The 22,776-nt window shown below is 64.8% G+C and carries 14 protein-coding genes and 1 pseudogene; 13 read left to right on the forward strand and 2 right to left on the reverse strand.

The annotated features are described in order from the left end of the window. Nucleotides 1–100: 100 nt before the first annotated feature. From L879_RS0104565 to L879_RS0104605, 9 genes are all read left to right on the forward strand, one after another. Nucleotides 101–1,981 carry an ABC transporter ATP-binding protein gene (locus L879_RS0104565; protein WP_051435032.1) on the forward strand — a complete coding sequence of 627 codons (1,881 nt, stop codon included), beginning with the start codon at nucleotides 101–103 and terminating at the stop codon, nucleotides 1,979–1,981. Nucleotides 1,982–2,007: 26 nt separating this feature from the next. Further along, nucleotides 2,008–3,534, forward strand: a complete 1,527-nt coding sequence (locus L879_RS0104570) for an ABC transporter substrate-binding protein (protein ID WP_027315066.1) — start codon at nucleotides 2,008–2,010, stop codon at nucleotides 3,532–3,534. Between the two features lie 72 nt (nucleotides 3,535–3,606). Continuing rightward, complete coding sequence (locus tag L879_RS0104575; RefSeq protein WP_027315067.1) at nucleotides 3,607–4,530, forward strand: ABC transporter permease; 924 nt, start codon at nucleotides 3,607–3,609, stop codon at nucleotides 4,528–4,530. A gap of 4 nt (nucleotides 4,531–4,534) precedes the next feature. After that, nucleotides 4,535–5,392: an ABC transporter permease gene (locus L879_RS0104580; protein ID WP_027315068.1), complete on the forward strand. Its 858-nt coding sequence runs from the start codon at nucleotides 4,535–4,537 to the stop codon at nucleotides 5,390–5,392. Further along, nucleotides 5,389–7,137 carry a M14 family zinc carboxypeptidase gene (locus L879_RS0104585; RefSeq protein ID WP_027315069.1) on the forward strand — a complete coding sequence of 583 codons (1,749 nt, stop codon included), beginning with the start codon at nucleotides 5,389–5,391 and terminating at the stop codon, nucleotides 7,135–7,137. Before L879_RS0104580 ends, L879_RS0104585 begins: the two co-directional genes overlap by 4 nt. A 374-nt stretch (nucleotides 7,138–7,511) precedes the next feature. After that, complete coding sequence (locus L879_RS22585; protein WP_161634633.1) at nucleotides 7,512–9,836, forward strand: glycoside hydrolase family 113; 2,325 nt, start codon at nucleotides 7,512–7,514, stop codon at nucleotides 9,834–9,836. Between the two features lie 152 nt (nucleotides 9,837–9,988). Next, a complete protein-coding gene (locus L879_RS0104595; RefSeq protein ID WP_154664082.1) occupies nucleotides 9,989–11,332 on the forward strand; it encodes an erythromycin esterase family protein in 1,344 nt (447 codons plus the stop codon). Nucleotides 11,333–11,722: 390 nt separating this feature from the next. Further along, nucleotides 11,723–13,375 (forward strand): energy-dependent translational throttle protein EttA, encoded by a 1,653-nt coding sequence (gene ettA, locus L879_RS0104600; RefSeq protein ID WP_027315071.1) that lies wholly within the window; start codon nucleotides 11,723–11,725, stop codon nucleotides 13,373–13,375. Nucleotides 13,376–13,380: 5 nt separating this feature from the next. Further along, nucleotides 13,381–14,067, forward strand: coding sequence for an SDR family oxidoreductase (locus L879_RS0104605; protein WP_027315072.1), 687 nt, complete (start codon nucleotides 13,381–13,383; stop codon nucleotides 14,065–14,067). Nucleotides 14,068–14,074: 7 nt separating this feature from the next. Here L879_RS0104605 and L879_RS24580 read toward each other — a convergent pair whose 3' ends face one another. After that, nucleotides 14,075–14,425 carry a Rap1a/Tai family immunity protein gene (locus L879_RS24580; RefSeq protein ID WP_368086306.1) on the reverse strand — a complete coding sequence of 117 codons (351 nt, stop codon included), beginning with the start codon at nucleotides 14,423–14,425 and terminating at the stop codon, nucleotides 14,075–14,077. Nucleotides 14,426–14,552: 127 nt separating this feature from the next. On the opposite strand from L879_RS24580, the gene L879_RS0104610 reads away from it, so the two are divergent. The 4 genes and pseudogenes from L879_RS0104610 (at nucleotide 14,553) to metH (ending at nucleotide 21,995) form a co-directional block, all read left to right on the forward strand. Continuing rightward, nucleotides 14,553–16,031, forward strand: a complete 1,479-nt coding sequence (locus L879_RS0104610; protein WP_027315073.1) for an AMP nucleosidase — start codon at nucleotides 14,553–14,555, stop codon at nucleotides 16,029–16,031. Nucleotides 16,032–16,220: 189 nt separating this feature from the next. Beyond that, nucleotides 16,221–17,234 carry an ArsR/SmtB family transcription factor gene (locus L879_RS0104615; RefSeq protein ID WP_051435034.1) on the forward strand — a complete coding sequence of 338 codons (1,014 nt, stop codon included), beginning with the start codon at nucleotides 16,221–16,223 and terminating at the stop codon, nucleotides 17,232–17,234. After that, nucleotides 17,234–18,138 (forward strand): annotated as a pseudogene (metF, locus tag L879_RS20460) (methylenetetrahydrofolate reductase [NAD(P)H]). The gene L879_RS0104615 and the pseudogene metF overlap by 1 nt, the downstream one beginning before the upstream one ends. 101 nt (nucleotides 18,139–18,239) lie before the next feature. After that, the gene (metH, locus tag L879_RS0104625; protein WP_027315075.1) at nucleotides 18,240–21,995 is read left to right on the forward strand and encodes a methionine synthase; all 3,756 of its coding nucleotides are present in this window, start codon (nucleotides 18,240–18,242) and stop codon (nucleotides 21,993–21,995) included. Between the two features lie 7 nt (nucleotides 21,996–22,002). On the opposite strand, the gene L879_RS0104630 is transcribed toward metH, so the two are convergent. Next, nucleotides 22,003–22,773, reverse strand: coding sequence for an N-acetylmuramoyl-L-alanine amidase (locus L879_RS0104630; RefSeq protein WP_027315076.1), 771 nt, complete (start codon nucleotides 22,771–22,773; stop codon nucleotides 22,003–22,005). Nucleotides 22,774–22,776: the final 3 nt, after the last annotated feature.

Genomic DNA, 22,776 nt, shown 5'->3' on the forward strand with positions numbered 1-22,776 from the left:
AGACAGGCTTGACGGATCGGGCCCGTGGCTGTGATGGATAACAGGTATCAAAGAGGTACGGGCCGTGATAGGGCCGGTGCCTTCTCAAGAGCGTGGATGGATGTCTGACACAGCCAATCGTCAATCTCAGAATCAAGCGCTCCTGTCGGTTCGCTCCCTTTCGGTAGAGTTCGGCACGGGGCAGGGGGTCTTCAGGGCCGTCAAGGACGTGAGCTTCGACGTCAGGCCGGGCAAGACCCTGGCCGTCGTCGGCGAGTCCGGCTCTGGCAAGTCCGTCACCTCTCTCGCGATCATGCGGCTGACGGACTACACGGGCGGGCGGATCACGGGCGGGCAGGTGCTTTTCCGTCCCGATGGCGGCGAGGCCGTCGATCTCGTCCAGGCGTCCGACGCCCGGCTCCGGGAGATCCGCGGCAACGACATCGCGATGATCTTCCAGGAGCCGATGACATCGCTCAATCCCGTCTTCACCATCGGCAACCAGATCGCGGAAACGCTGATCCTGCATCAGGGCCTGAACGGCCGCGAGGCGCGACTGCGCGCCATGGAGCTGCTCCAGAAGGTGCGCCTGCCGGATGCGGACAAGCTCCTCGACCGCTATCCGCACCAGCTCTCCGGCGGCATGCGCCAGCGCGTGATGATCGCCATGGCGCTGGCCTGCAACCCCAAGGTGCTCATTGCCGACGAGCCGACGACGGCCCTCGACGTGACCATCCAGGCGCAGATCCTCAACATCATCCGCGACCTCCAGGCCGAGATGGGCACCGCCGTCATCTTCATCACGCACGACATGGGCGTGGTGGCCGAAATGGCCGACGACGTGGTGGTGATGTGGAAGGGCGAGAAGGTGGAGCAGGCGTCCGTGCGCGAGATTTTCTCCGCGCCGCAGCATCCTTACACCCGTGCGCTTCTTTCCGCCGTGCCGCGCCTGGGCAGCCTCAAGGGCCAGCCGCTGCCGAAGCGCACGCCGGTGATGGTGATGGATGGCGGCGTGGCGAAGGCCGTCGGCGACACGCACGAGCAGGATACCGCCGATTACACCAAGCCCATTCTCCAGGTGGAGAAGCTCACCACGCGCTTCGACGTGGGCAAGACCTTCTTCGGCCGCGTGACCCATCGGGTCCATGCGGTGGAAGAGGTGAGCTTCGACATCTATCCCGGCGAGACGCTGGCGCTGGTGGGCGAATCCGGCAGCGGCAAGTCCACCATCGGGCGCACGCTGCAGCAGCTCGTGGAGCCCACGGGCGGAACGGTGCGCTTCGACGGGCGCGACATGGCGGCCATGAGCCAGGGCGAGCGGCGGCGTCTGCGCCAGGAGATCCAGTATATCTTCCAGGATCCCTTCGCGTCCCTCGATCCGCGCCATACGGTGGGCTACAGCATCGCCGAGCCCATCATCGTCCACGGCCTGATCAAGGATGCCAAGGCGCGTGAGCGGCGCGTGCACGAACTCCTGGAGCAGGTGGGTTTGCAGCCGCACCACGCCAAGCGCTACCCGCACGAATTCTCGGGCGGCCAGCGCCAGCGCATCTGCATCGCACGGGCCCTGGCGAGCGATCCCAAGCTCGTGATCGCCGACGAATCCGTGTCCGCGCTCGACGTGTCGATCCAGGCGCAGATCGTGAACCTGCTCATGGAGCTGCAGGAAAAGCGGCGGCTGTCCTATCTCTTCATCACCCATGACATGGCCGTGGTGGAGAAGATCAGCCATCGCGTCGCCGTGATGTATCTCGGCCAGATCGTCGAGATCGGATCGCGCCAGGCCATTTTCGAGAACCCGCAGCATTCCTACACCCGCAAGCTCCTGTCCGCCGTGCCGATTGCGGATCCGGCGCGCGAGCGGGCGAAGATGCGGATCGAGGGCGAGATCCCAAGTCCCGTGCGCCCGGTCGGGCAGGAGCCCGCCATCCATCGCATGCGCGAGGTCGCGCCCGGGCATTGGGTCGCCATCGAGGCCGATCCCCTGCGCGGGGCGGCATAATCGGTTTTCCAGAGGGAGACAACCAGATGAAGTTCTCTACAACCCTGAAGGCTCTCGGCCTCACGGCCGCAGTCGCCTTGGCGCCGCTGACGGTATCCGGCGCTCAGGCGGCCGGAACGCTCACGGTCGCCACGACCATCGACCCGGGCAGCTGGGATCCGATCGACACCTTCCTGGTGCCGTGGTCGTCCGCCGCCACCAATATGTTCGACGGCCTGACCGCGCGCGGCGCGGATATGAAGCTTCAGCCGGCTCTGGCGACGTCCTGGGAGTTCCTGGACAACAACGGCCGCATCCGCTTCAAGCTGCGCCAGAACGTGAAGTTCCACAATGGCGAGCCCTTCAATGCGGAAGCCGTGAAGTTCACCTTCGACCGCCTGCTCGGCGACGAGGGCAAGAAGGGCCCGCAGCAATCGAACTACAACTCCATCGCGAAGGTGGAGATCGTCGACGACTACACCGTCGATTTCGTCATGAAACAGCCCGATCCGGTTTTGCTCACGAAACTCGCCGGCTATGGCGGCATGATCGTGCCGCCGAAATACATCCAGGAAAAGGGCGACGCCCATTTCAACATGAACCCGGTCGGCACAGGCCCGTTCAAGTTCGTCGAATATACGCCGAAGGTGAACCTCGTGCTCGAGGCCTTCCCCGAGCATTGGGGCGGCGCGCCCAAGCTCGACAAGGTCGTGACCCGTTTCATTCCTGAGGCGAACACGCAGGTGGCCGAGCTCCAGGCCGGTCGCATCGACATTGCGACCCTCATCCCCTTCGGCCTTGCGCCCACGGTGGAAAAGAGCCCGAACCTCAATCTCGTCAGCATCACCGGACCGACGGTCGTCGCGCTGCGCCTCAACACCAAGGACGGCATCACCAAGGACGTGAATGTCCGCAAGGCGCTCATCATGGCCGTTGACCGCGAGGCGATCATCAAGGCGGTGCTGCTCGGCCACGGCAAGCCGATCGCGAGCTTCCAGTCGGAGCTGTCCTTCGGCAACGACCCGACCCTGAAGCCGCTGCCCTTCGATCTCGCCAAGGCGAAGCAGATGCTGCAGGAGGCGAAGGTGCCCGCCGGTGCGCCGGTGCGGATCGACTTCCGCGGCAACGACGCAACCTTCCGCGAGGTGGCGCAGGCTGCGGCCGGCTATTTCCAGGCCCTCGGCCTGAAGCCCTCGCTGCAGCCGCACGAGCCTCCGGTTCTGCTCAACGACATCATCCCGAACGGCAAGACCGGCGAGGCCTGGCACAATGCCTGGGGCGGCTGGACCTTCGACTACGACAACACCGCTTACCTGATGTATCACTCGGGCGAGAAGTGGAACCCGTACGACAACGATCCGAAGCTGAACGCCCTGCTGGAGAAGCAGCGCACCATCTACGACACGAAGGAGCGCGAGAAGATCCTGCAGGAAGTTGCGCGTTACGTGGCCGATCAGGCGCTCGAAATTCCGCTTTACAACCAGAATACCGTTCTGGGCGTGAACAAGCGCGTGAAGAACTTCGTTCCGCCGGCAGATTTGCGCTTCCGCTTCAATGACGTGACGGTCGAGTAAGCGCGAGCCGAACCGACAAGAGAGAAGGCCCTGCGCGAGCAGGGCCTTCTTCAAGAACAAGAAGGGATCCCCGTGGCGGGCTTCATTTTCAAACGATTGCTGCAGGCTGTTTTCGTGATCCTTGCGGTAACCCTGATCGTCTCCTTCGCGATCCGGCTTTCCGGCGATCCCGCAATCATGCTGGTGGGCGGTGCAGGCAGCGTCACCGAACAGGACTTGCAGAACATCCGGCAGGCCCTCGGCCTCGAGCGTCCGTTCTACGCTCAGTATTTGAGTTTTCTCGAAGGGCTCCTGACGGGCGATTTCGGGAAGAGCTTCATGGGCGGAACGCCCGTCTCCCTGCTGATCGCCCGCGCGCTTCCGGCAACGCTTCTTTTGGCTTTCGCCTCGCTTGCCGCCTCGATCGCACTGGCGGTGCCGCTCGGCGTCTATGCCGCGGTGCAAAGGGGGCGCTGGCCGGATCAGATGATCCGTATCCTGTCCCTGGTCGGCCTGTCCTTTCCGAATTTCTGGCTCGCCATCATGCTGGTGCTCCTGTTCTCCATCGTGCTCGGGCTTCTTCCGCCGAGCGGGATGGAGGGGCCTGAAAGCTTCGTCATGCCGGCCATGACGATGGCGATCATTCTCACCGCCACCAATGTGCGGCTCGTGCGCACGTCCATGCTGGAGACGCTGTCCCAGCAATACATCATGGTGGCGCGCTCGAAGGGCCTGCGTGACCGGGTCGTGCTCTACAAGCACGCCCTGCGCAATTCGGCGATCCCGCTCGTCACCTATATCGGCCTGCAGTTCGGCAGCCTCATCGGCGGCATCGTGATCGTGGAGCGCGTGTTCAACTGGCCCGGCATGGGCACTCTCGCCTTCGATGCCATCTCGAACCGCGATTACCCGGTGCTCCAGGGCACGATCACGGTGCTCGCGCTCTTCATCGTTCTCATCAATCTGCTGGTCGATATCGCCTATGGGCTGATCGACCCGCGCATCCGGACGGAGTGACGCGATGGCTGCCGCTCAGGCTGTTTCCCCGGTGCGCTCGTGGTTCAAGTCGCTTGAGCTTGTCCTCGGCCTCCTCTTCGCAGGCGGTATCGCCCTTATCGTGCTGCTCTCTCCCATCCTGTTTCCGGATGGCGGCGAGGGCATGGACCTCATGGCAAGGCTCACACCCCCGTTCCAGAGCTGGGGACATATCCTGGGTACCGATCCCCTGGGGCGCGACGTGCTGGCTCGGGTGGCCGTGGGCGGCAAGATTTCCCTCATGGTCGGCTTCCTATCGGTGCTCGGCGCTGTGACCATCGGAACTCTCGTCGGTTTGGTGGCGGGTTATTATCGCGGCATCGCCGAGATGCTCCTGATGCGCTTTGTCGATATTCAGCTCGCGCTGCCCTTCATCCTCGTGGCGATCATGTTCCTGGCCATCCTCGGTGCGGGCATCGACAAGGTGATCCTTGTCATGATCGCCACCCAATGGGTGCAATATGCCCGCCTCGTGCGCGGCTCCGTGCTGGCTCTGCGGGAGCGCGAGTTCATTCTTTCTGCCCGCGCCATCGGGGTCGGTAACGGGCGTATCATCTTCACGCACGTGCTGCCCAACGTGCTCGGCCCCATCGTCATCCTGATGACCCTGCAGGTGGCCAACAACATCCTGCTTGAGAGCAGCCTCACCTTCCTCGGCCTCGGCGTCGATCCGCTCATTCCGAGCTGGGGCGGCATGCTGGCCGACGGGCGCACCTATCTGCAGACCGCGTGGTGGGTCAGCGTCTTCCCCGGACTCGCCATCATGTTCACCGTGCTCGGCCTCAACCTCCTGGGCGACTGGCTGCGCGACGTTCTCGATCCCACAGGACAGACTTCGAAATGACGATTTTGCTCGACGAGCGGGTTCCGCGAACTCTCGACGCTCTCGTGCGCGAATGGGCCCGGGGCGACCATCGCGGCACCGCGCTCGAGGCATGGCTCTTCGAGGACGAGACCGCCAGGCGCGCGGCGGAGGCGGTGCTCTCCGAGGCCGGCATCGCGGCGCGCCTGCGCAGCGCCTACAAGCCGCTGGTTCATGCCTTCCTCGAAGAGATCGATCTTACGGGCCTGACCCGTGTGAGCGTGCGCTATCCGGTGCATGGGGAGGCCGACCGCCTGCGCTTCCTGTCGGAGGCCTATCCCCTGGCCGCCCTGCTCGACGGCATCGAGACCCGTTTCGAGCCCGGCGCGGCGGACATGACCTATCGCGTCACGCTCTCCTATGGCGACGGACGCATCGTGGAGCATGCGGTCTTCGCGCCGAACCGCCTGCGCACCAATCATCTCGGGCAGGTCGATCTCACGCCGACCGGCTGGCTGAAGGTCGCCCATCGCCCCCGCGGCATGCCCGATCGTGACGAGGCGCTCGAGACGGAGATCGAGCTCGTCTTTCACAAGGTCATGGCGGCCGTCGCGGCGCATGACTGGCCCGAGACGGAGCCCTATGCCGAGACGCTCGCCATCGACGTGGAAATTCCAGGCATCGAGCGTCCGCTCGATTACGGCGACGAGGTGATGAGCACGCGCGAGGCGCTGCACGAGGATTTCTATTTCTCTCTGCTCGAATTCTTCAAGCACAAGTCCGGCCGTCCGCCCGAGGACCGGGGACTTCAGCCGGGACAGATCGTGCCAGACATCCGGGCAGGGGAGGGCGACGCCCATGTGCGCGTGGAACTGCGCCCCTTCGCCCCGCCGGAGGATCCGGCCCGCCCCGAGCAGGACATCGAGACGGCGGAGGCCGCTCCCGGTCTCGACCAGATCCATCGCGAACTCGCGGCCCTGCCGGGCGAAACCTTCGAGGGCATCTCCCGCGAAGGACGCCCCGTGCGCGGCATCTACCGCAGGGGCTCCCGCCCGGCGGTTCTGGTCACCAGCGGTCAGCACGCCAACGAGACATCAGCCCCGGTCGGCACCTTGCGGGCGGTGCGCCGCCTGCTGGCCAACCCGGAGGCCAACATCGCCTATATCCCGGTCGAGAACCCGGATGGATACGCCCTGCATGGTCGGCTCTGCGAAGGCAATCCGCGCCACATGCATCATGCGGCGCGCTACACCTCCCTCGGCAACGACCTGGAATACGGCCGGGCGGAGCCTCTCTATGAGATCGGCGCGCGCAATCAGGCGCTGGCGCTGTCGGGCGCGAAGCTGCACCTCAATCTGCACGGTTACCCGGCCCATGAATGGACGCGGCCCCTGACCGGTTACCTGCCGCGGGGGTTCGAGCTCTGGACGATCCCGAAGGGGTTCTTCCTCATCATGCGTCACCACCCGTCATGGGCCGAGACGGCCCGGACCCTGATCGAGGCCGTCACGAAGGGGCTCTCGGCGGTTCCGGGACTGGCCGCGTTCAACCGCCGCCAGATCGAGATCTGCGCCGTCCATTCCGGCGGCACGCCCTACGAGATCGTCAACGACGTGCCCTGCCTGGTGACGGCCGACGAGCGCCATCCGACGCCGATGACCCTCATCACCGAATTCCCGGACGAGACGATCTACGGCGAGGCCTACCGATTCGCCCATACGGTGCAGATGGCGACGGTCATTGCCGCTGAGGAAGCTTACGCGTCGATCATGGGGCAAGCCGTCTGAGCGGAAGCGCCCGGCGGAGAATTGGCATGAGGCGGTATCGATGATCGGACGCCGCCTCTGTTGCCTGGCAGGCTTGCAGCGACCGGATTGCGCGGTCTTCTGCAAGGTCTCGATTGAGTAAAGAAAAACATATCCTCAGTAATATTCGAGTAGTCGAGAGCCTCGATTGTTCGAGAAAGTTCCGCTCTCTAAGATATTATTCCTTTGTGGGCCGTTCTTGAGCCGGCAAGCGGGTGTGTTCGGTTGCCGGATGTCAACGAAAGCTTAACCCTGTCCCTGCTCTTCGCGCTTGCGAGACGATACAAAAACGTTATATTGTATAGGTATACGAGATGCGTAGAGTCGCATCGACCGATGCCGCAGGGACCCTCATCATGACCAAGTTATTCGATTTCCAGTCCGAGAGCATGCCGTCCTGGTGGGATGGCAATTACCGCATGCCGTGGACGGACAGAAACCTCGACCTCATCGCCCAGGACGGCGCCTCCGAGGTCGTGCTGGTCCCGACGGTCTACATGGACAGCCTGACATCGACCCGGGTCTACCGCGACAACGACGATGCGGGCGGCTACAACGTGGACGGTGCTCCGCGCACGGAAAGCGACGGGTCCATCATCGAGGCCATCACGAAGGCCAAGGCCCGCGGTCTCGACATCGTCTTCAAGCTGCATGTGAACATGCAGAACGACGACTGGAACGCCCTGATCGGTCCCCCGGAAGGTTCGACCCCGGCTCAGGCGAAGGCTTGGGCCGACGCATGGTTCGCGTCCTACAAGGAAGCCGTGGTTCATTATGCCAAGCTCGCGCAGCAGCAGGGCGTCAAGGCCTTCGCTATCGGCAACGAATGCGAGAGCATGACGGTCGGTAAGTACCGCGAGTACTGGGTCGACATCATCGAAGAGGTGCGCAAGGTCTATAGCGGCAAGCTCACCTATGCCGCGACCTGGACCGAGGCGCTGACGCTCAGCTTCTGGGACAAGCTCGATTACATGGGAGCCAATCCCTATATCAGCTTCACCCAGGACAACGCCAATCCGACACTGCAGCAGCTCATCGACGGCTGGACGAAGCCGTCCGACGTATGGGGCGTGAGGACGCCGATCGAGGAGCGCTTCGGCGAGAACATCTCCGCCATGGACGCCCTGAAGCGGATCGCCGAGCAGTACGGCAAGAAGCTGATCTTCACGGAGACGGGCTTCCGCAGCCTTGACGGCAGCAACGCGACTCCGTGGATGTGGGGCAACGGCCGCATCGACGAGCGCGAGCAGTACATGATGCACCAGGCCTTCTACAAGATCATCACCGATCGCGCGAACGAGGGATGGATCGGGGGCTACTGGCTCTGGAACTACGATGCGAGCGAGGCGGTCTCCGATCCGCGTCCGGACGATGGCTTCTCCACGCACGGCAAGCGCACAGACGCCCTCGTCGAGCAGTACTTCAAGAACCCGCTCTCCGTCGTCGGCCGCACGCTCGTCGGCACGGCTGCCGATGAAAGCATCGTCGGCGGCTTCAACCACGACACGCTCGTCGGCGGCGCGGGCCGCGATACGCTGCTGGGCGGCGCGGGTGCCGACTCTTTCCTCTACACCCTCGGCGACGGGAGCGACACGATCCGGGACTTCAGCGGCCTGCAGGGCGACAAGATCGGCCTGTACGGCACGGGTGCGACCCGGTTCGAGGATCTGAACATCACGGCCGTGTCCGGCGGCTACCGGGTCAACTTCGCCGATGGCGGGTCTCTCACCATCCTGACGGAGGAAACCCTCTCGTCGAGCTGGTTCGCCTTCAACAGCACGGGCCAGCCCGAGCCTTCGAAGTCCCCGAGCGCCGGCAACGACGAGATCACCGGAACGTCCAAGGCTAACACGATCGATGCGCTGGCCGGCCATGACCTGATCAGCGGCCTCGGCGGCAACGACAAGCTGACCGGCGGCACGGGCGACGACACCGTCGATGGCGGCCTCGGCAACGATGCCCTCTATGGCGGTCTCGGCGACGACTTCATGGAGGGCGGCGATGGCGCCGACCGTCTCTATGGCGGCGCTGGCTTCGACATCCTCTATGGCGGCGCCGGCAACGACCAGGTCCGCGGCGATGACGATGAGGACATGCTCTACGGCGACGAGGGCAACGATCTCCTCTACGGCGGCAACGGCCACGATCTTCTCGACGGCGGCGCGGGCAACGACAGGCTCTATGGCGATGCCGGTGACGATCAGATCACGGGCGGAGAAGGAAACGACATTGTCCAGGGCGGAACGGGTGCCGATACCATCGAGGGCGAGAACGGCGACGACAAGCTCTATGGCGGCGATGGCGCCGACGTGCTGATCGGCTGGTTCGGCATGGACCAGCTCTGGGGCGGCACCGGTGACGACGTGCTCGACGCAGGCGCAGGCAACGACAAGCTCTGGGGCGGCGCGGGTTCCGACCGCTATGTCTTCAACTCCGACATGGGTCAGGACATCGTCTACGACTTCAAGGTGACGCAGAACGAGATGCTGCTGATCCGGCACAACATCAACCATTCCGGCATCACCGATTTCGACACGCTCAAGCCGCACATGAAGCAGGTCGGCAAGAATGTCGTCATCGACCTCGGAAAGGGCGAATGGCTCGGCGGCGATGACCAGCTGACGCTCGTCAACGTCAAGCTCACGGACCTCAAGGCGGAGCACTTCTACTTCTTCTGGTAAGCTCATCCTTTCCTGAGAAGGGAGATGCGGCCGGGGCTCGTCCCCGGCCGTTTCCGTTTGCGCCATGGATCGGGCGAGGGAACCTGCTCCTTCGCGCTGCCGTTCTTCGGCTGGGCCGGGCGCGATCTCCCGGCGATGCCGGGGAGGAGGCCATGGCGCGCTTGTCCTGGAAGCAGAGCGAAGGCGAAGCCTCCATCAAGGAGGCGGTCGGCGTGTTGCGTGAGCAAGGAGAGCCTCTTCCATCGCGCTTGGACGAGCCCGCTTTCGGCGCGATGTTCGATCGCTTCGCCGATGCCAGGGTGGTCCTTCTGGGAGAAGCGACCCACGGCACCTCCGAGTTCTATCGCGCGCGCGCCGCCATCACGAAACGCCTCGTCGCCGCGCATGGCTTCACGATCGTGGCCGTCGAGGCCGATTGGCCCGACGCGGCGCGCATCGATGCCTATATCCGCCACCGTCCCGTTCCCAATGGCGACAATGTCGCCTTCGAGCGCTTTCCGACCTGGATGTGGCGCAACGAAGAGGTGGCCGATTTCGTCAACTGGATGCGCGACTACAACAGGGAGCGCAGGGAGGCGGATCGTGTCGAGTTCCGCGGGCTCGACGTCTACAGCCTGAACGCCTCGATCCGCGCCGTCCTCGATTATCTCGACAGGGTCGACCCGGAGGCTGCGAAGGAGGCGAGGGGGCGCTACGGCTGCCTGAGCCCCTGGCAATCAGATCCCGCGCGCTACGGCCGCGCCGTTCTCACGGGGCAGAAGAAGCCTTGCGACGAGGCTCTGCTGCGCCAGCTGCAATCCCTCTTCGACAGGCGGATGGACTATCTCCAAGCCAATAGCGGCGAGGCCTTCTTCGATGCGCTCCAGAACGCCAGGATCGTCCATGCGGCGGAGCATTATTACCGGGTCATGTACGAAGGCGCGACGGAATCCTGGAACCTGCGCGACCGGCACATGTTCGAGACGCTCCAGAGCCTGCTCGCGCGCCGGGACAACGCCAAGGCCGTGATCTGGGCGCACAATTCCCATATCGGCAATGCCGCCGCTACGGCGATGGGCTGGCAGGGGGAGTTCAATATCGGCGAGCTGTGCCGCAAGGCCTATCGCGAGGAGGCCGTGCTGATCGGCTTCGGCACCGACCGGGGCACGGTCGCCGCCGCCGATGACTGGGACGAGCCCATGCAGGTGAAGAATGTGCTGCCCGCCCGCCCCGACAGCCACGAGCGGATTTTTCGCGACACGGGCCTCGGCTGCTTCCTGGCCAATTGGCGCGAGAGCGGCCAGGCCGACCTGACGGAGGCTCTCTCCCGCCCGCGCCTGGAGCGGGCCATCGGCGTGGTCTACCGCCCCGAAACCGAGCTTTACAGCCATTACTTCGAGGCCGTCCTGGCGGAGCAGTTCGACGCCTTCGTTTGGTTCGAGCAGACCGGGGCCGTCACCCCGCTCAGCCACGCTCACGGCAAGGGCATGCCCGAAACCTATCCGTTCGGGCTTTGATGGAGTGGCGCCATCCTGGACAGGCATCGGTAGATCCGGGGTCGCGCGCAGAATGAAGCTCATGCTTCCCTCCCCCTTGTGGGGAGGGCCAGGGTGGGGGTGTCGGCTCCACGCTGGTCCAGTTCTGCGCTAACACCCCCACCTCCAACTCCTCCCCACAAGGGGGAGGAGAGCCTGCTTGCACCAGACGAAGACCAGTCTCGAGCTTGCCCGAGGCTTGTAGGGGAAAGCGCTCACGCGCTGTCCGCGTCGTACGTTTCCGGATTGGCGAAGTCGTCAGGGATGACTGCCTGGAGGTGCCGGTCCCGCTCCCCAGCCTTGCCCCGGCAGGCTGCCCCTGCTAACTGACGGCCAATCCCTTTCAACCGATCCAGAAGCAGGGCTTTTCCCGTGTCCCGTCAGTTCATCTACCACATGCGTGGCCTCTCCAAGACCTATTCGGGCGGCAAGAAGGTCTTGGACAACATCCATCTCTCCTTCTACCCGGATGCCAAGATCGGCGTGCTCGGCGTCAACGGCGCCGGTAAGTCGACGCTTCTGCGCATCATGGCCGGCATCGACACGGACTGGACCGGCGAGGCCTGGGTCGCCGAGGGCGCCCGGGTCGGCTACCTGCCGCAGGAGCCGCAGCTCGACCCGACCAAGAACGTCCGCGAGAACGTCATGGAGGGCGTGGCCGCCAAGAAGGCGATCCTCGACCGCTACAACGAGCTCGCCATGAACTATTCCGAGGAGACGGCGGACGAGATGACCCGTCTCCAGGACGAGATCGAGGCCAAGGGCCTGTGGGATCTCGATTCCCAGGTCGATCAGGCGATGGACGCCCTGCGCTGCCCGCCCGACGACTGGTCGGTGGACAAGCTCTCGGGCGGCGAGCGCCGCCGCGTGGCTCTGTGCCGCCTCCTGCTGGAGCAGCCGGAACTGCTGCTGCTCGACGAGCCGACCAACCACCTGGACGCCGAGACGACCGCCTGGCTCGAAGGGCACCTGCGCACCTATCCGGGCGCGATCCTGATCGTCACCCACGACCGCTACTTCCTCGACAACGTGACGGGCTGGATTCTCGAGCTCGACCGCGGCCGCGGCATTCCTTACGAGGGCAACTACTCGTCCTGGCTCGAGCAGAAGCAGAAGCGCCTCGAGCAGGAGGGCCGCGAGGAAGAGGCGCGCCAGCGCACCATCGAGCGCGAGCGCGAGTGGGTGTCGGCTTCGCCCAAGGCCCGTCAGGCCAAGTCGAAGGCCCGTATCCAGCGCTATGAGGACCTGGTGGCCAAGGCCAACGAGAAGGGCCCGACCACCGCGCAGATCATCATCCCCATCGCGGAGCGCCTCGGCAACAACGTCATCGAGTTCAACGGCCTCAAGAAGGCCTTCGGCGACAAACTTCTCATCGACGACCTGTCCTTCAAGCTGCCGCCGGGCGGCATCGTCGGCGTCATCGGCCCGAACGGCGCCGGCAAGACGACGCTGTTCCGCATGATCACCGGCCAGGAGCAGCCGGATGAGGGCACCATCGAGATCGGCGACACGGTGCAGCTCGGCTACGTGGACCAGAGCCGCGACACGCTCGACGCCAACAAGACCCTCTACGAGGAAATCTCCGGCGGCAATGAGGTGCTCTATCTCGGCAAGCGCGAGATCAATGCCCGCGCCTATTGCTCGGCCTTCAACTTCAAGGGCGCGGATCAGCAGAAGAAGGTCGGCGTTCTCTCCGGCGGCGAGCGCAACCGCGTGCACCTCGCCAAGATCCTGAAGTCCGGCGCGAACGTGCTGCTCCTCGACGAGCCGACCAACGACCTCGACGTGGATACGCTGCGCGCGCTCGAAGAGGCGCTGGAGGATTACGCGGGCTGCGCCGTGATCATCTCGCACGACCGCTGGTTCCTCGACCGCATCGCCACCCATATCCTGGCCTTCGAGGGCGACAGCCACGTGGAATGGTTCGAGGGCAACTTCGCCGATTACGAGGAGGACAAGAAGCGCCGCCTCGGCACGGATTCCACGATCCCGCACCGGATCAAGTACAAGAAGTTCTCGCGGTAACGGCCGTGGGAACCTACCTCGTCACGGGCATGGGACGCGGGATCGGGCACGAGCTCGCCCGCGTCCTCCTCCGTCGCGGCGACCGCGTGATCGGCACGGTCCGGGACGAGGCCGGCATCGCGCCCGAATGGGCCGCGTTCCTGGCGAGCGGGCAGCTCAGGCTCGTCATGCTGGATGTCCGCGATGCGGCCTCGATCGGGAAGGCTGCGGCGCAGATCGACGAGCCCATCGATGTGCTCGTCAACAATGCGGGCATCATCGGGCCGCACCGGCAATCGACCCTCGACATGGATTTCGAGGGCTTTCTCGAAACCCTGGACGTCAACACCCTCGGGCCCTTGCGGATCGTCCAGGCCTTCCTGCCGCATCTGAGGCGCTCGAAGGCGCCGAGGATCGTCACCATCTCCAGCCGCATGGGCTCGCTGTCCCACGCCAAGTCCGACCGCATCGCCTACCGCGCCTCGAAGGCGGCCGTGAACAAGGTGATGCAGGCGCTCGCCACGGATCTTCAGGGCGAGGGGATCGTCGCCATTTCCGTGCATCCCGGCTGGGTCCGGACCGATATGGGCGGCTCCGGCGCCGATATTTCCGTTGAGGAAAGTGCTGAAGGGCTGATCAAGCTGATCGACCGCGTAACGCTTGCGGAAAGCGGTCTCTTCTTCGACTGGACAGGGACACAGATCTCTTTCTGAGAAGAGTTCAGGAAGCTCTGCAGGGAAATTTCATGCTCAGCACAATGTTGAGCGCACCTTCCATAGCAAGGGTATTGTAAGGATGTTGCTCCGCGAATTCCCTGAGTGCCTTTGCGAGCTGCTTTGCAGAAATGTTTTCTGGCAGGCAGAGGGAAGTGGAAATCTTACCGTTCTGTGAAAGTGCCTTGATAGCCCCCAAGAAGCCCTCGATATAGGCTTCGCACACAGGCCAGTCTGGCGAACTAGGCTCACACGCATCTAAGTACTGATATACCCACCGCCGTTCCGCCTTTACGGGTTGGGTCAGAATTAGAGTTGCGCAAGTCATTGATAAAAATAATGCAATTCTGATTGTCATAGCCCTTTCGTACTGTATGGGTCACATAGTTTCAATTGAGTGCGGCTAATTTCGTCCTATCCCGGTTGGGTTCTTCGACGAAACAGTGTATGACCCTTGAGGCACGAGACAAAAGAAGAGAGTCCACGTGCCAGCCGATCACATTTCCGCCTTCCAATCCGTTGCCACACCTGAAGAAGCCGTCGAGCGGCTCATTGCGCTCCACGACAGCGCCATCGACGCCCAGCGCCATGCCCTGGAGCATTTCTTCGCAACCGGCACGGCCCCCACGCCCCTCGAACGCTCCCGTTTCCGCTATCCCGAGCTGCGCCTCGATTACCGGTCGACCTCGGTTCCGCCCGTCAAGCAGCGCGCCTATGCCAAGTTCCAGGGCCCCGGCATCTATGCGACGACCGTCACGCAGCCGGCCTTTTTCAAGAATTACCTGCTGGAGCAGCTGAACTACCTCGTGCGCGATTACGGGGCCACCATCGCGGTGGGCGTCAGCGACCAGGAGATTCCCTATCCTTACGTCTTCGAGCGCGGGGACGAGCTCGGGCGCGGCGCGCATTCGGCGGCCGAACTCGCCCAGCATTTCCCGACGCCGCTTCTCGCCAAGGTCGGCGACGAGATCGCCGACGGCACCTGGATCTTCCACGAGGGCGAGCCGCGCCCGCTCGCGCTCTTCGATGCGGCGCGGGTGGATTACTCGCTTCGCCGCCTCGTGCACTACACGGGCAGCGACTGGCGCTGCGTCCAGCCCTGGATCCTGCTCACCAACTATCACCGCTATGTGGACCAGTTCATCCGCTGGGCCGTGACGGAGCTGGAGAACGAGAGCGGGCCTTATACGAGGCTGGTGCTGCCGGGCGGCGTCACCATCGAACGCGGCCTGGACAGGACGGCGGTCGACGAGCTGATCGCTTCATCGCCCTGGCATCGCTTCCAGATGCCCGCCTATCACCTGATGCGCAAGGACGGGCAGGGCGTGACGCTCGTCAATATCGGCGTCGGCCCGTCGAACGCGAAGAACATCACGGATCACCTGGCGGTGCTGCGCCCCCATTGCTGGCTCATGGTGGGCCATTGCGGTGGCCTGCGCCAGTCGCAGTCCATCGGCGATTACGTGCTGGCTCACGGCTATCTCCGCCGCGACCGCATCCTCGACGGCGCCGTGCCGCCGGAAATTCCGCTGCCCGCACTGGCCGAAATCCAGGTCGCCCTGCAGGACGCGGCGGTGCAGGTCACCGGCGAGCGGGGCGAGGAGCTGAAGCGGCGCCTGCGCACCGGCACGGTCGTGACCTATGACGACCGGAACTGGGAGCTGCGCTGGAGCCAGGAGCGGCGGCAGATCAACCTGTCCCGCGCCATCGCGGTGGACATGGAAAGCGGCACCATCGCCGCCCAGGGCTACCGCCTGCGCGTGCCCTACGGCACCCTGCTATGCGTGTCGGACAAGCCGCTGCACGGGGAGATCAAGCTGCCCGGCGCGGCCAACGCCTTCTACGAGCGGGCGGTGAGCGAGCACCTCATGATCGGCCTCGCGGCGCTCGACATCCTGCGGGGGCAGCGCTCCTCCCTGCATTCGCGCAAGCTGCGCAGCTTCGACGAACCGCCCTTCCGGTAAGCCGTCAAAACATGCTCGCGTCATCACCGGCCTCACGCCGGTGATTTCGTTTGGAGCCATTTCAGGACAAGCGGGAACCGGTTTCCCGTCCGAAATGGCGGTGCCATGGCCGCCAGCTCAAAACGCTTGCTTGCCCTCGCGTCAAAATACATATAAATATATCTTTATATGTAAGAGCGAGATTTGGCTTTGCCCGACACTCCGTCTCCATCTCTGGACCTGACCCTGGACGTTCTGCGGGCCGCCGCGGAGGAGACGCGCCTGCGGATCCTGGCGCTCCTGACGGAGGGCGAGCTCTCGGTCTCCGACCTCACGGACATTCTCGGCCAGTCCCAGCCGCGCATCTCCCGCCACCTGAAGCTCCTCGTCGAGGCCGGTCTCGTGGAGCGGCACCGGGAAGGGGCCTGGGCCTTTTTCCGGCTCACCGACCGGGGCGTGGCCCTGCGCATCATCCGCCCGACCCTGGAAAGCCTGGACCGGTCCGACCCGCAATTGCTGGAGGACCGCACCCGGCTCGAAGCCGTGCGCGCCCAGCGCTCCCAGGCCGCCCAGGCCTTCTTCTCGCGTCTGGCTCCCGAATGGGACCGCCTGCGCTCGCTTCATGCCCCCGAGGCGGTGGTCGAGGCCGCCGTGCTCGACGCTTTGGGGCCGGCGCCGATCCGCAATCTCGTCGATCTCGGCACCGGCACCGGCCGCATGCTGCAATTGCTGGCGCCCCGGGCCCAGCGCACGGTCGGGCTGGACGCCAGCCATGCCATGCTCTCGGTCGCCCGCGCCAATCTGGAGAAGGCGGGCCTGCGGGGCATCGAGCTGCGGCAGGGCGATATCTATGCGCCTCCGTTCCCGCGCAACACCTTCGATCTCGTCGTGATCCATCAGGTGCTGCATTACCTGGACGATCCGGCCCGCGCGATCCGCGAGGCGGCCCGCCTGGTGGCCCCCGGCGGACGCATCCTCGTGGTGGATTTCGCGCCGCATAACCTCGAATTCCTGCGCGAGGCGCAGGCGCATCGCCGCCTCGGCTTCGCTCCGTCCCAGGTGGCGGGATGGCTCGACGAGGCGGGGCTCGACTGCACCCTCAACCGGGAGATCGCCCCGCCCAGGAAGGGCGAGGAGCAATTGACCGTATCCCTTTGGCTTGGCCAGGATCGCCGCGCTTTGACGGATTGGCCCTTGAACGAACCCGACAGAGAGGTCGCCTGATGTCACCGCTCACCCTTCGCCCAAGCCGTCAGGCCTCCCGCCCGATCAAGGTCTCCTTCGAGTTCTTTCCGCCCAAGTCCCCGGAGATGGAGGCGACCCTCTGGTCATCGATCCAGCGCCTCGCCCCGCTCAATCCGCAATTCGTTTCCGTGACCTACGGCGCGGGCGGCTCCACCCGCGAGCGCACGCATGCCACGGTCTCCCGCATCGTGAAGGAAACGCATCTCAAGCCTGCCGCGCACCTGACCTGCGTCGCCGCGACGAAGGAAGAGATCGACGGCGTCATCCGCTCCTATTGGGATGCGGGCGTGCGCCATGTGGTGGCCCTGCGCGGCGATCCCGTCGCGGGCATCGGCACGGCATACGAGCCGCATCCCGCGGATACCGGCAGACCTGCGATCTCGTGGCGGGCATCAAGGCCATCGGCGATTTCGAGGTCTCCGTCTCCGCCTATCCGGAGAAGCACCCGGAGGCCCCCTCGCTCGATGCGGATATCGACGTGCTGAAGGCGAAGGTGGATAGCGGCGCGGACCGCGCCATCACCCAGTTCTTCTTCGACAACGATCTCTACTTCCGTTACCTCGACCGCGTCCGCGCGCGCGGCATCGAGATCCCGATCGTGCCCGGCATCGTGCCGGTGCAGAACTTCAAGCAGACGGCGAACTTCGCCGCCAAGACGGGAGCCAGCGTTCCCGATTGGCTCGCCGCCCGGTTCGAGGGCCTGGACAACGACGTGGAGACCCGCAAGCTCGTGGCGGCGGCGGTCGCCGCGGAGCAGGTGCTCGATCTCGTCGACCGCGGCGTCAACGAATTCCACTTCTACACCATGAACCGTGCCGATCTGGTCTATGCGATCTGTCACCTGCTCGGGCTGCGCGACCAGCAGGTGAAAGCGGCTGCGTGACGTGTTCGATGCCCGGCTCTGCCGGGCATTTGCCTTTGCTCTATTGAAACCAGCGCCGACGGCCGGATCAAACCGGCTGCGGTGAAAAGAGAACAGACCGAATGACTGCGTTCCATCCTCGTCCCGCCAATGGCGCCGAAATCCTCAAGGCGCTGCGCGAAGCCGCTTCCAGGCGCATTCTCGTGCTCGACGGCGCCATGGGCACCGAGCTTCAGCGCTCGCGCTTCTCGGAGGAGGATTTCCGGGGCGAGCGCTTCAAGGATTGGGCGCACGACGTCAAGGGCAACAACGACCTCCTGATCCTCACGCAGCCGGATGCGGTCCGGAACGTGCATCTCGACTACTTCCGCGCGGGCGCGGATATCGTGGAGACCAACACCTTTTCCGGCACCTCCATCGCCCAGGCCGATTACGGCATGGAGGAGATCGTCTACGAGCTGAACTATGAGGGCGCGCGCCTCGCCCGCGAGGCCGCGCTGATCGCCGAGAAAGAGGACGGTCGCCGCCGCTTCGTCGCGGGCGCCGTCGGGCCGACGAACCGCACGCTTTCGATCTCGCCGGACGTGAACAATCCCGGCTACCGCGCCGTGACCTTCGATCAGGTGCGCGACGCTTACGCCGAGCAGGTGAGGGGGCTGATCGACGGCGGGGCCGAGATCATCCTCATCGAGACGATCTTCGATACGCTCAACGCCAAGGCCGCCATCGTCGCCACGCATCGCGTGTTCGAAGAGAAGGGCGTGAAGCTGCCCGTGATGATCTCGGGAACGATCACGGACCTCTCCGGCCGCACGCTGTCCGGCCAGACGCCGACCGCCTTCTGGTATTCCGTGCGCCATGCGGAGCCCTTCTCCATCGGCCTCAACTGCGCGCTCGGCGCCCGGGAGATGCGCGCGCATATCCAGGAAATCGGCAAGGCGGCCGATACCTTCGTCTGCGCCTATCCCAATGCGGGCCTGCCCAACGAGTTCGGCCTTTACGACGAGAGCCCCGAGGCGACGGCCCGCATGATCGCGGAATTCGCCGATGCCGGTCTCGTCAACGTGGTCGGCGGCTGCTGCGGCACGACGCCGGCGCATATCCGCGCCATTGCCGAGGCCGTGGCCGGCAAGTCTCCGCGCCAGGTGCCGAAGGTGCAGCCGCTCATGCGGCTCTCGGGCCTGGAGCCCTTCACGCTCACCTCCGACATTCCCTTCGTGAACGTGGGCGAGCGCACGAACGTCACGGGCTCCGCCAAGTTCCGCAAGCTCATCACCAACGGCGATTACGCCGCCGCCCTCGACGTGGCGCGCGATCAGGTGGCCAACGGCGCGCAGGTCATCGACGTCAACATGGACGAAGGCCTGCTCGATTCCGAGAAGGCGATGGTGGAGTTCCTCAACCTCGTGGCGGCGGAGCCCGACATCGCCCGCGTGCCGGTGATGGTGGATTCGTCCAAGTTCAACGTGATCGAGGCGGGCCTCAAGTGCCTCCAGGGCAAGGCCATCGTGAACTCGATCTCCATGAAGGAGGGCGAGGAGGCCTTCATCACGCAGGCGAAGATCTGCCGCTCCTACGGCGCCGCCGTCGTCGTCATGGCCTTCGACGAAAAGGGCCAGGCCGATACGCTGGAGCGCAAGGTCGAGATCTGCACGCGCGCCTACAAGGTGCTCACGGAGAAGGTCGGCTTTCCGCCAGAGGACATCATCTTCGATCCGAACGTCTTCGCGGTCGCCACCGGCATCGAGGAGCATGACGGCTACGGCGTCGCCTTCATCGAGGCGACGCGCATCATCCGCGAGACGCTGCCTCACGCCCATATTTCGGGCGGCGTGTCGAACCTCTCCTTCTCCTTCCGCGGCAACGAGCCCGTGCGCGAGGCCATGCATTCCGTGTTCCTCTTCCACGCCATCAAGGTCGGCATGGATATGGGCATCGTGAATGCGGGGCAGCTTGCCGTTTACGAGCAGATCGATCCCGAGCTGCGGGAGCTCTGCGAGGACGTGGTGCTCAACCGCCGTCCCGATGCGACGGAGCGCCTGCTGGAAGCCGCGCCCCGGTTCAAGGGCGACGGCACGGGCGCGTCGAAAGTGGCCGATCTCGAATGGCGCTCCTGGCCCGTCGAGAAGCGCATCGAGCATGCGCTCGTCAACGGCATCACCGAGTTCATCGAGCAGGATACGGAAGAGGCGCGCCTCTTGGCGGATCGCCCGCTGCACGTGATCGAAGGGCCGCTCATGGCGGGCATGAACGTGGTGGGCGATCTCTTCGGCGCGGGCAAGATGTTCCTGCCGCAGGTGGTGAAATCCGCCCGCGTGATGAAGCAGGCGGTTGCCTATCTCATGCCGTTCATGGAAGCCGAGAAGGAGGCCGGCGGCTCCTCCGAGCGCTCCGCCGCCGGCAAGGTGCTGATGGCGACCGTGAAGGGGGACGTGCACGATATCGGCAAGAACATCGTCGGCGTTGTGCTCGCCTGCAACAATTACGAGGTCATCGATCTCGGCGTGATGGTGCCGGCGCAGAAGATTCTGGAGACCGCGCGCAAGGAGAAGGTGGACGTGATCGGCCTTTCCGGGCTCATCACGCCGTCCCTCGACGAGATGGTGAACGTGGCGAGCGAGATGGAGCGCGAGGGTTTCGACATTCCGCTCCTCATCGGCGGCGCCACCACGAGCCGCGTTCATACGGCGGTGAAGATCCACCCGAACTATCACAAGGGGCAGGCGGTCTATGTGACCGATGCAAGCCGCGCGGTCGGCGTCGTCTCATCGCTGCTCTCGCCCGACATGAAGAAGGATTATGTCGAGACGCTGCGGGCCGAATACCGCAAGGTGGCGGAAGCCCATGCGCGTTCGGAGGCCGACAAGCAGCGCCTCTCCATCGAGAAGGCGCGCGCCAACAGATTCACGCCCGACTGGTCGTCGTACCAACCGCCGAAGCCGACTTTCACCGGCGCGCGCGTATTTCGCAGCTACGATGTGGGCGAGCTCGTGCCCTATATCGACTGGACGCCCTTCTTCCAGACCTGGGAGCTGAAAGGCCGCTTCCCGGCGATCCTCGACGACGAGAAGCAGGGCCCGGCCGCGCGCCAGCTCTGGGAAGATGCGCAAGCCATGCTCAAGCAGCTCGTCGACGAGCGCTGGTTCAACCCGAAGGCGGTCATCGGCTTCTGGCCCGCCAACGCGGTGGGCGACGACATCCGCCTCTATACGGGCGAGAGCCGCACGGAGGAGCTCGCCACGTTCCACGGCCTGCGCCAGCAGCTCTCGAAGCGCGACGGCAAGCCGAACCTGTGCCTCTCCGACTTCGTGGCGCCCGTCGAGAGCGGAAAGCCGGATTGGATCGGCGCTTTCGTCGTGACCTCCGGCATCGAGGAGGTGCGCATCGCGGAGAAGTTCGAGCGCGCCAACGACGATTACCGCTCGATCATGGTGAAGGCGCTCGCCGACCGTCTGGCTGAGGCTTTCGCCGAGCGGATGCACGAGCGCGTGCGCAAGGAATTCTGGGGCTACGCCTCGGACGAGAACCTCACGAACGAAGGCCTGATCGCCGAGGAATATCGGGGCATCCGCCCCGCGCCAGGCTATCCCGCGCAGCCCGACCACACGGAGAAGGCGACGCTCTTCAGCCTGCTCGAAGCGGAGCGCCGCATCGGCGTCACGCTGACGGAAACCTACGCCATGTGGCCGGGCTCGTCCGTTTCGGGCCTCTACCTGTCGCACCCGCAGGCCTATTACTTCGGCGTCGCCAAGGTCGAGCGCGATCAGGTGGAGGATTACGCGGCCCGCAAGGGCATGAGCGTGCCGGAGGTCGAGCGTTGGCTGAGCCCCATCCTCAACTACGATCCGGCAGGCTACAGGGTGATGGCGGCGGAGTAGGAAAGCTTCATGCGGCGGCCGCAGAGGGCCGCCGTGCAATCAGGTCGCGCAAGGTGGTGATGGTGGAGGCATCCGCCACGCCGTCCACGCGCTCGGGGCGGAAATGGCGCTGGAAGGCGGCCACGACCTTCTCCGTCTCCTCGTCGAAAACTCCGGTGATCTTCACACCGTAGCCATACATCGCGAGCATGGCCTGAAGCGCTTCGATGGGCATGCCCTGATCGCCGCGGGAGAAGAAGCGCCCGTCGCTCAAGCCTGCGGGCGCGACCCAATGGCCGACACCGGCCTCGTGCAGCGTCTTCCAGGGAAAGCGCTCGCCGGGATCGACCTTGCGGCCGGGGGCGACGTCCGAATGGGCGAGCACCCGCGTCGCCGGAATGCGCCAGCGTGTGACGATGTCCTTCGCGAGCGCCGCGACGCTCCCGATCTGCGCGTCGGGGAAGGGCGGCAGGCCGCCCGGATGACCGGGATTGGCGATCTCGATCCCGATGGAGCAGGAATTGACGTCGGTCTCGCCATCCCAGGAGGAGAGGCCCGCATGCCAGGCCCGGCGCGATTCCGGAACGAGCTGCAGCACGCGCCCGTCGCCGAACACGAAGTAATGGGCTGAAACCTGCGAGACCGGGTTGCACAGCCATTGCAGGGCCTCGCCCTCGTCCGGCATGCCCGTGTAGTGGAGGATCAGCATGCTGGGGCGCTGCCCGTCCTTGCGCTCCCCGTGATTGGGCGATGGAAACACCTTGCTGGCGATGGGGCTTTCCGGGGACAGCGCGGTCATGAG

The sequence above is a fragment of the Microvirga flocculans ATCC BAA-817 genome (assembly GCF_000518665.1).
Taxonomy (GTDB): domain Bacteria; phylum Pseudomonadota; class Alphaproteobacteria; order Rhizobiales; family Beijerinckiaceae; genus Microvirga; species Microvirga flocculans.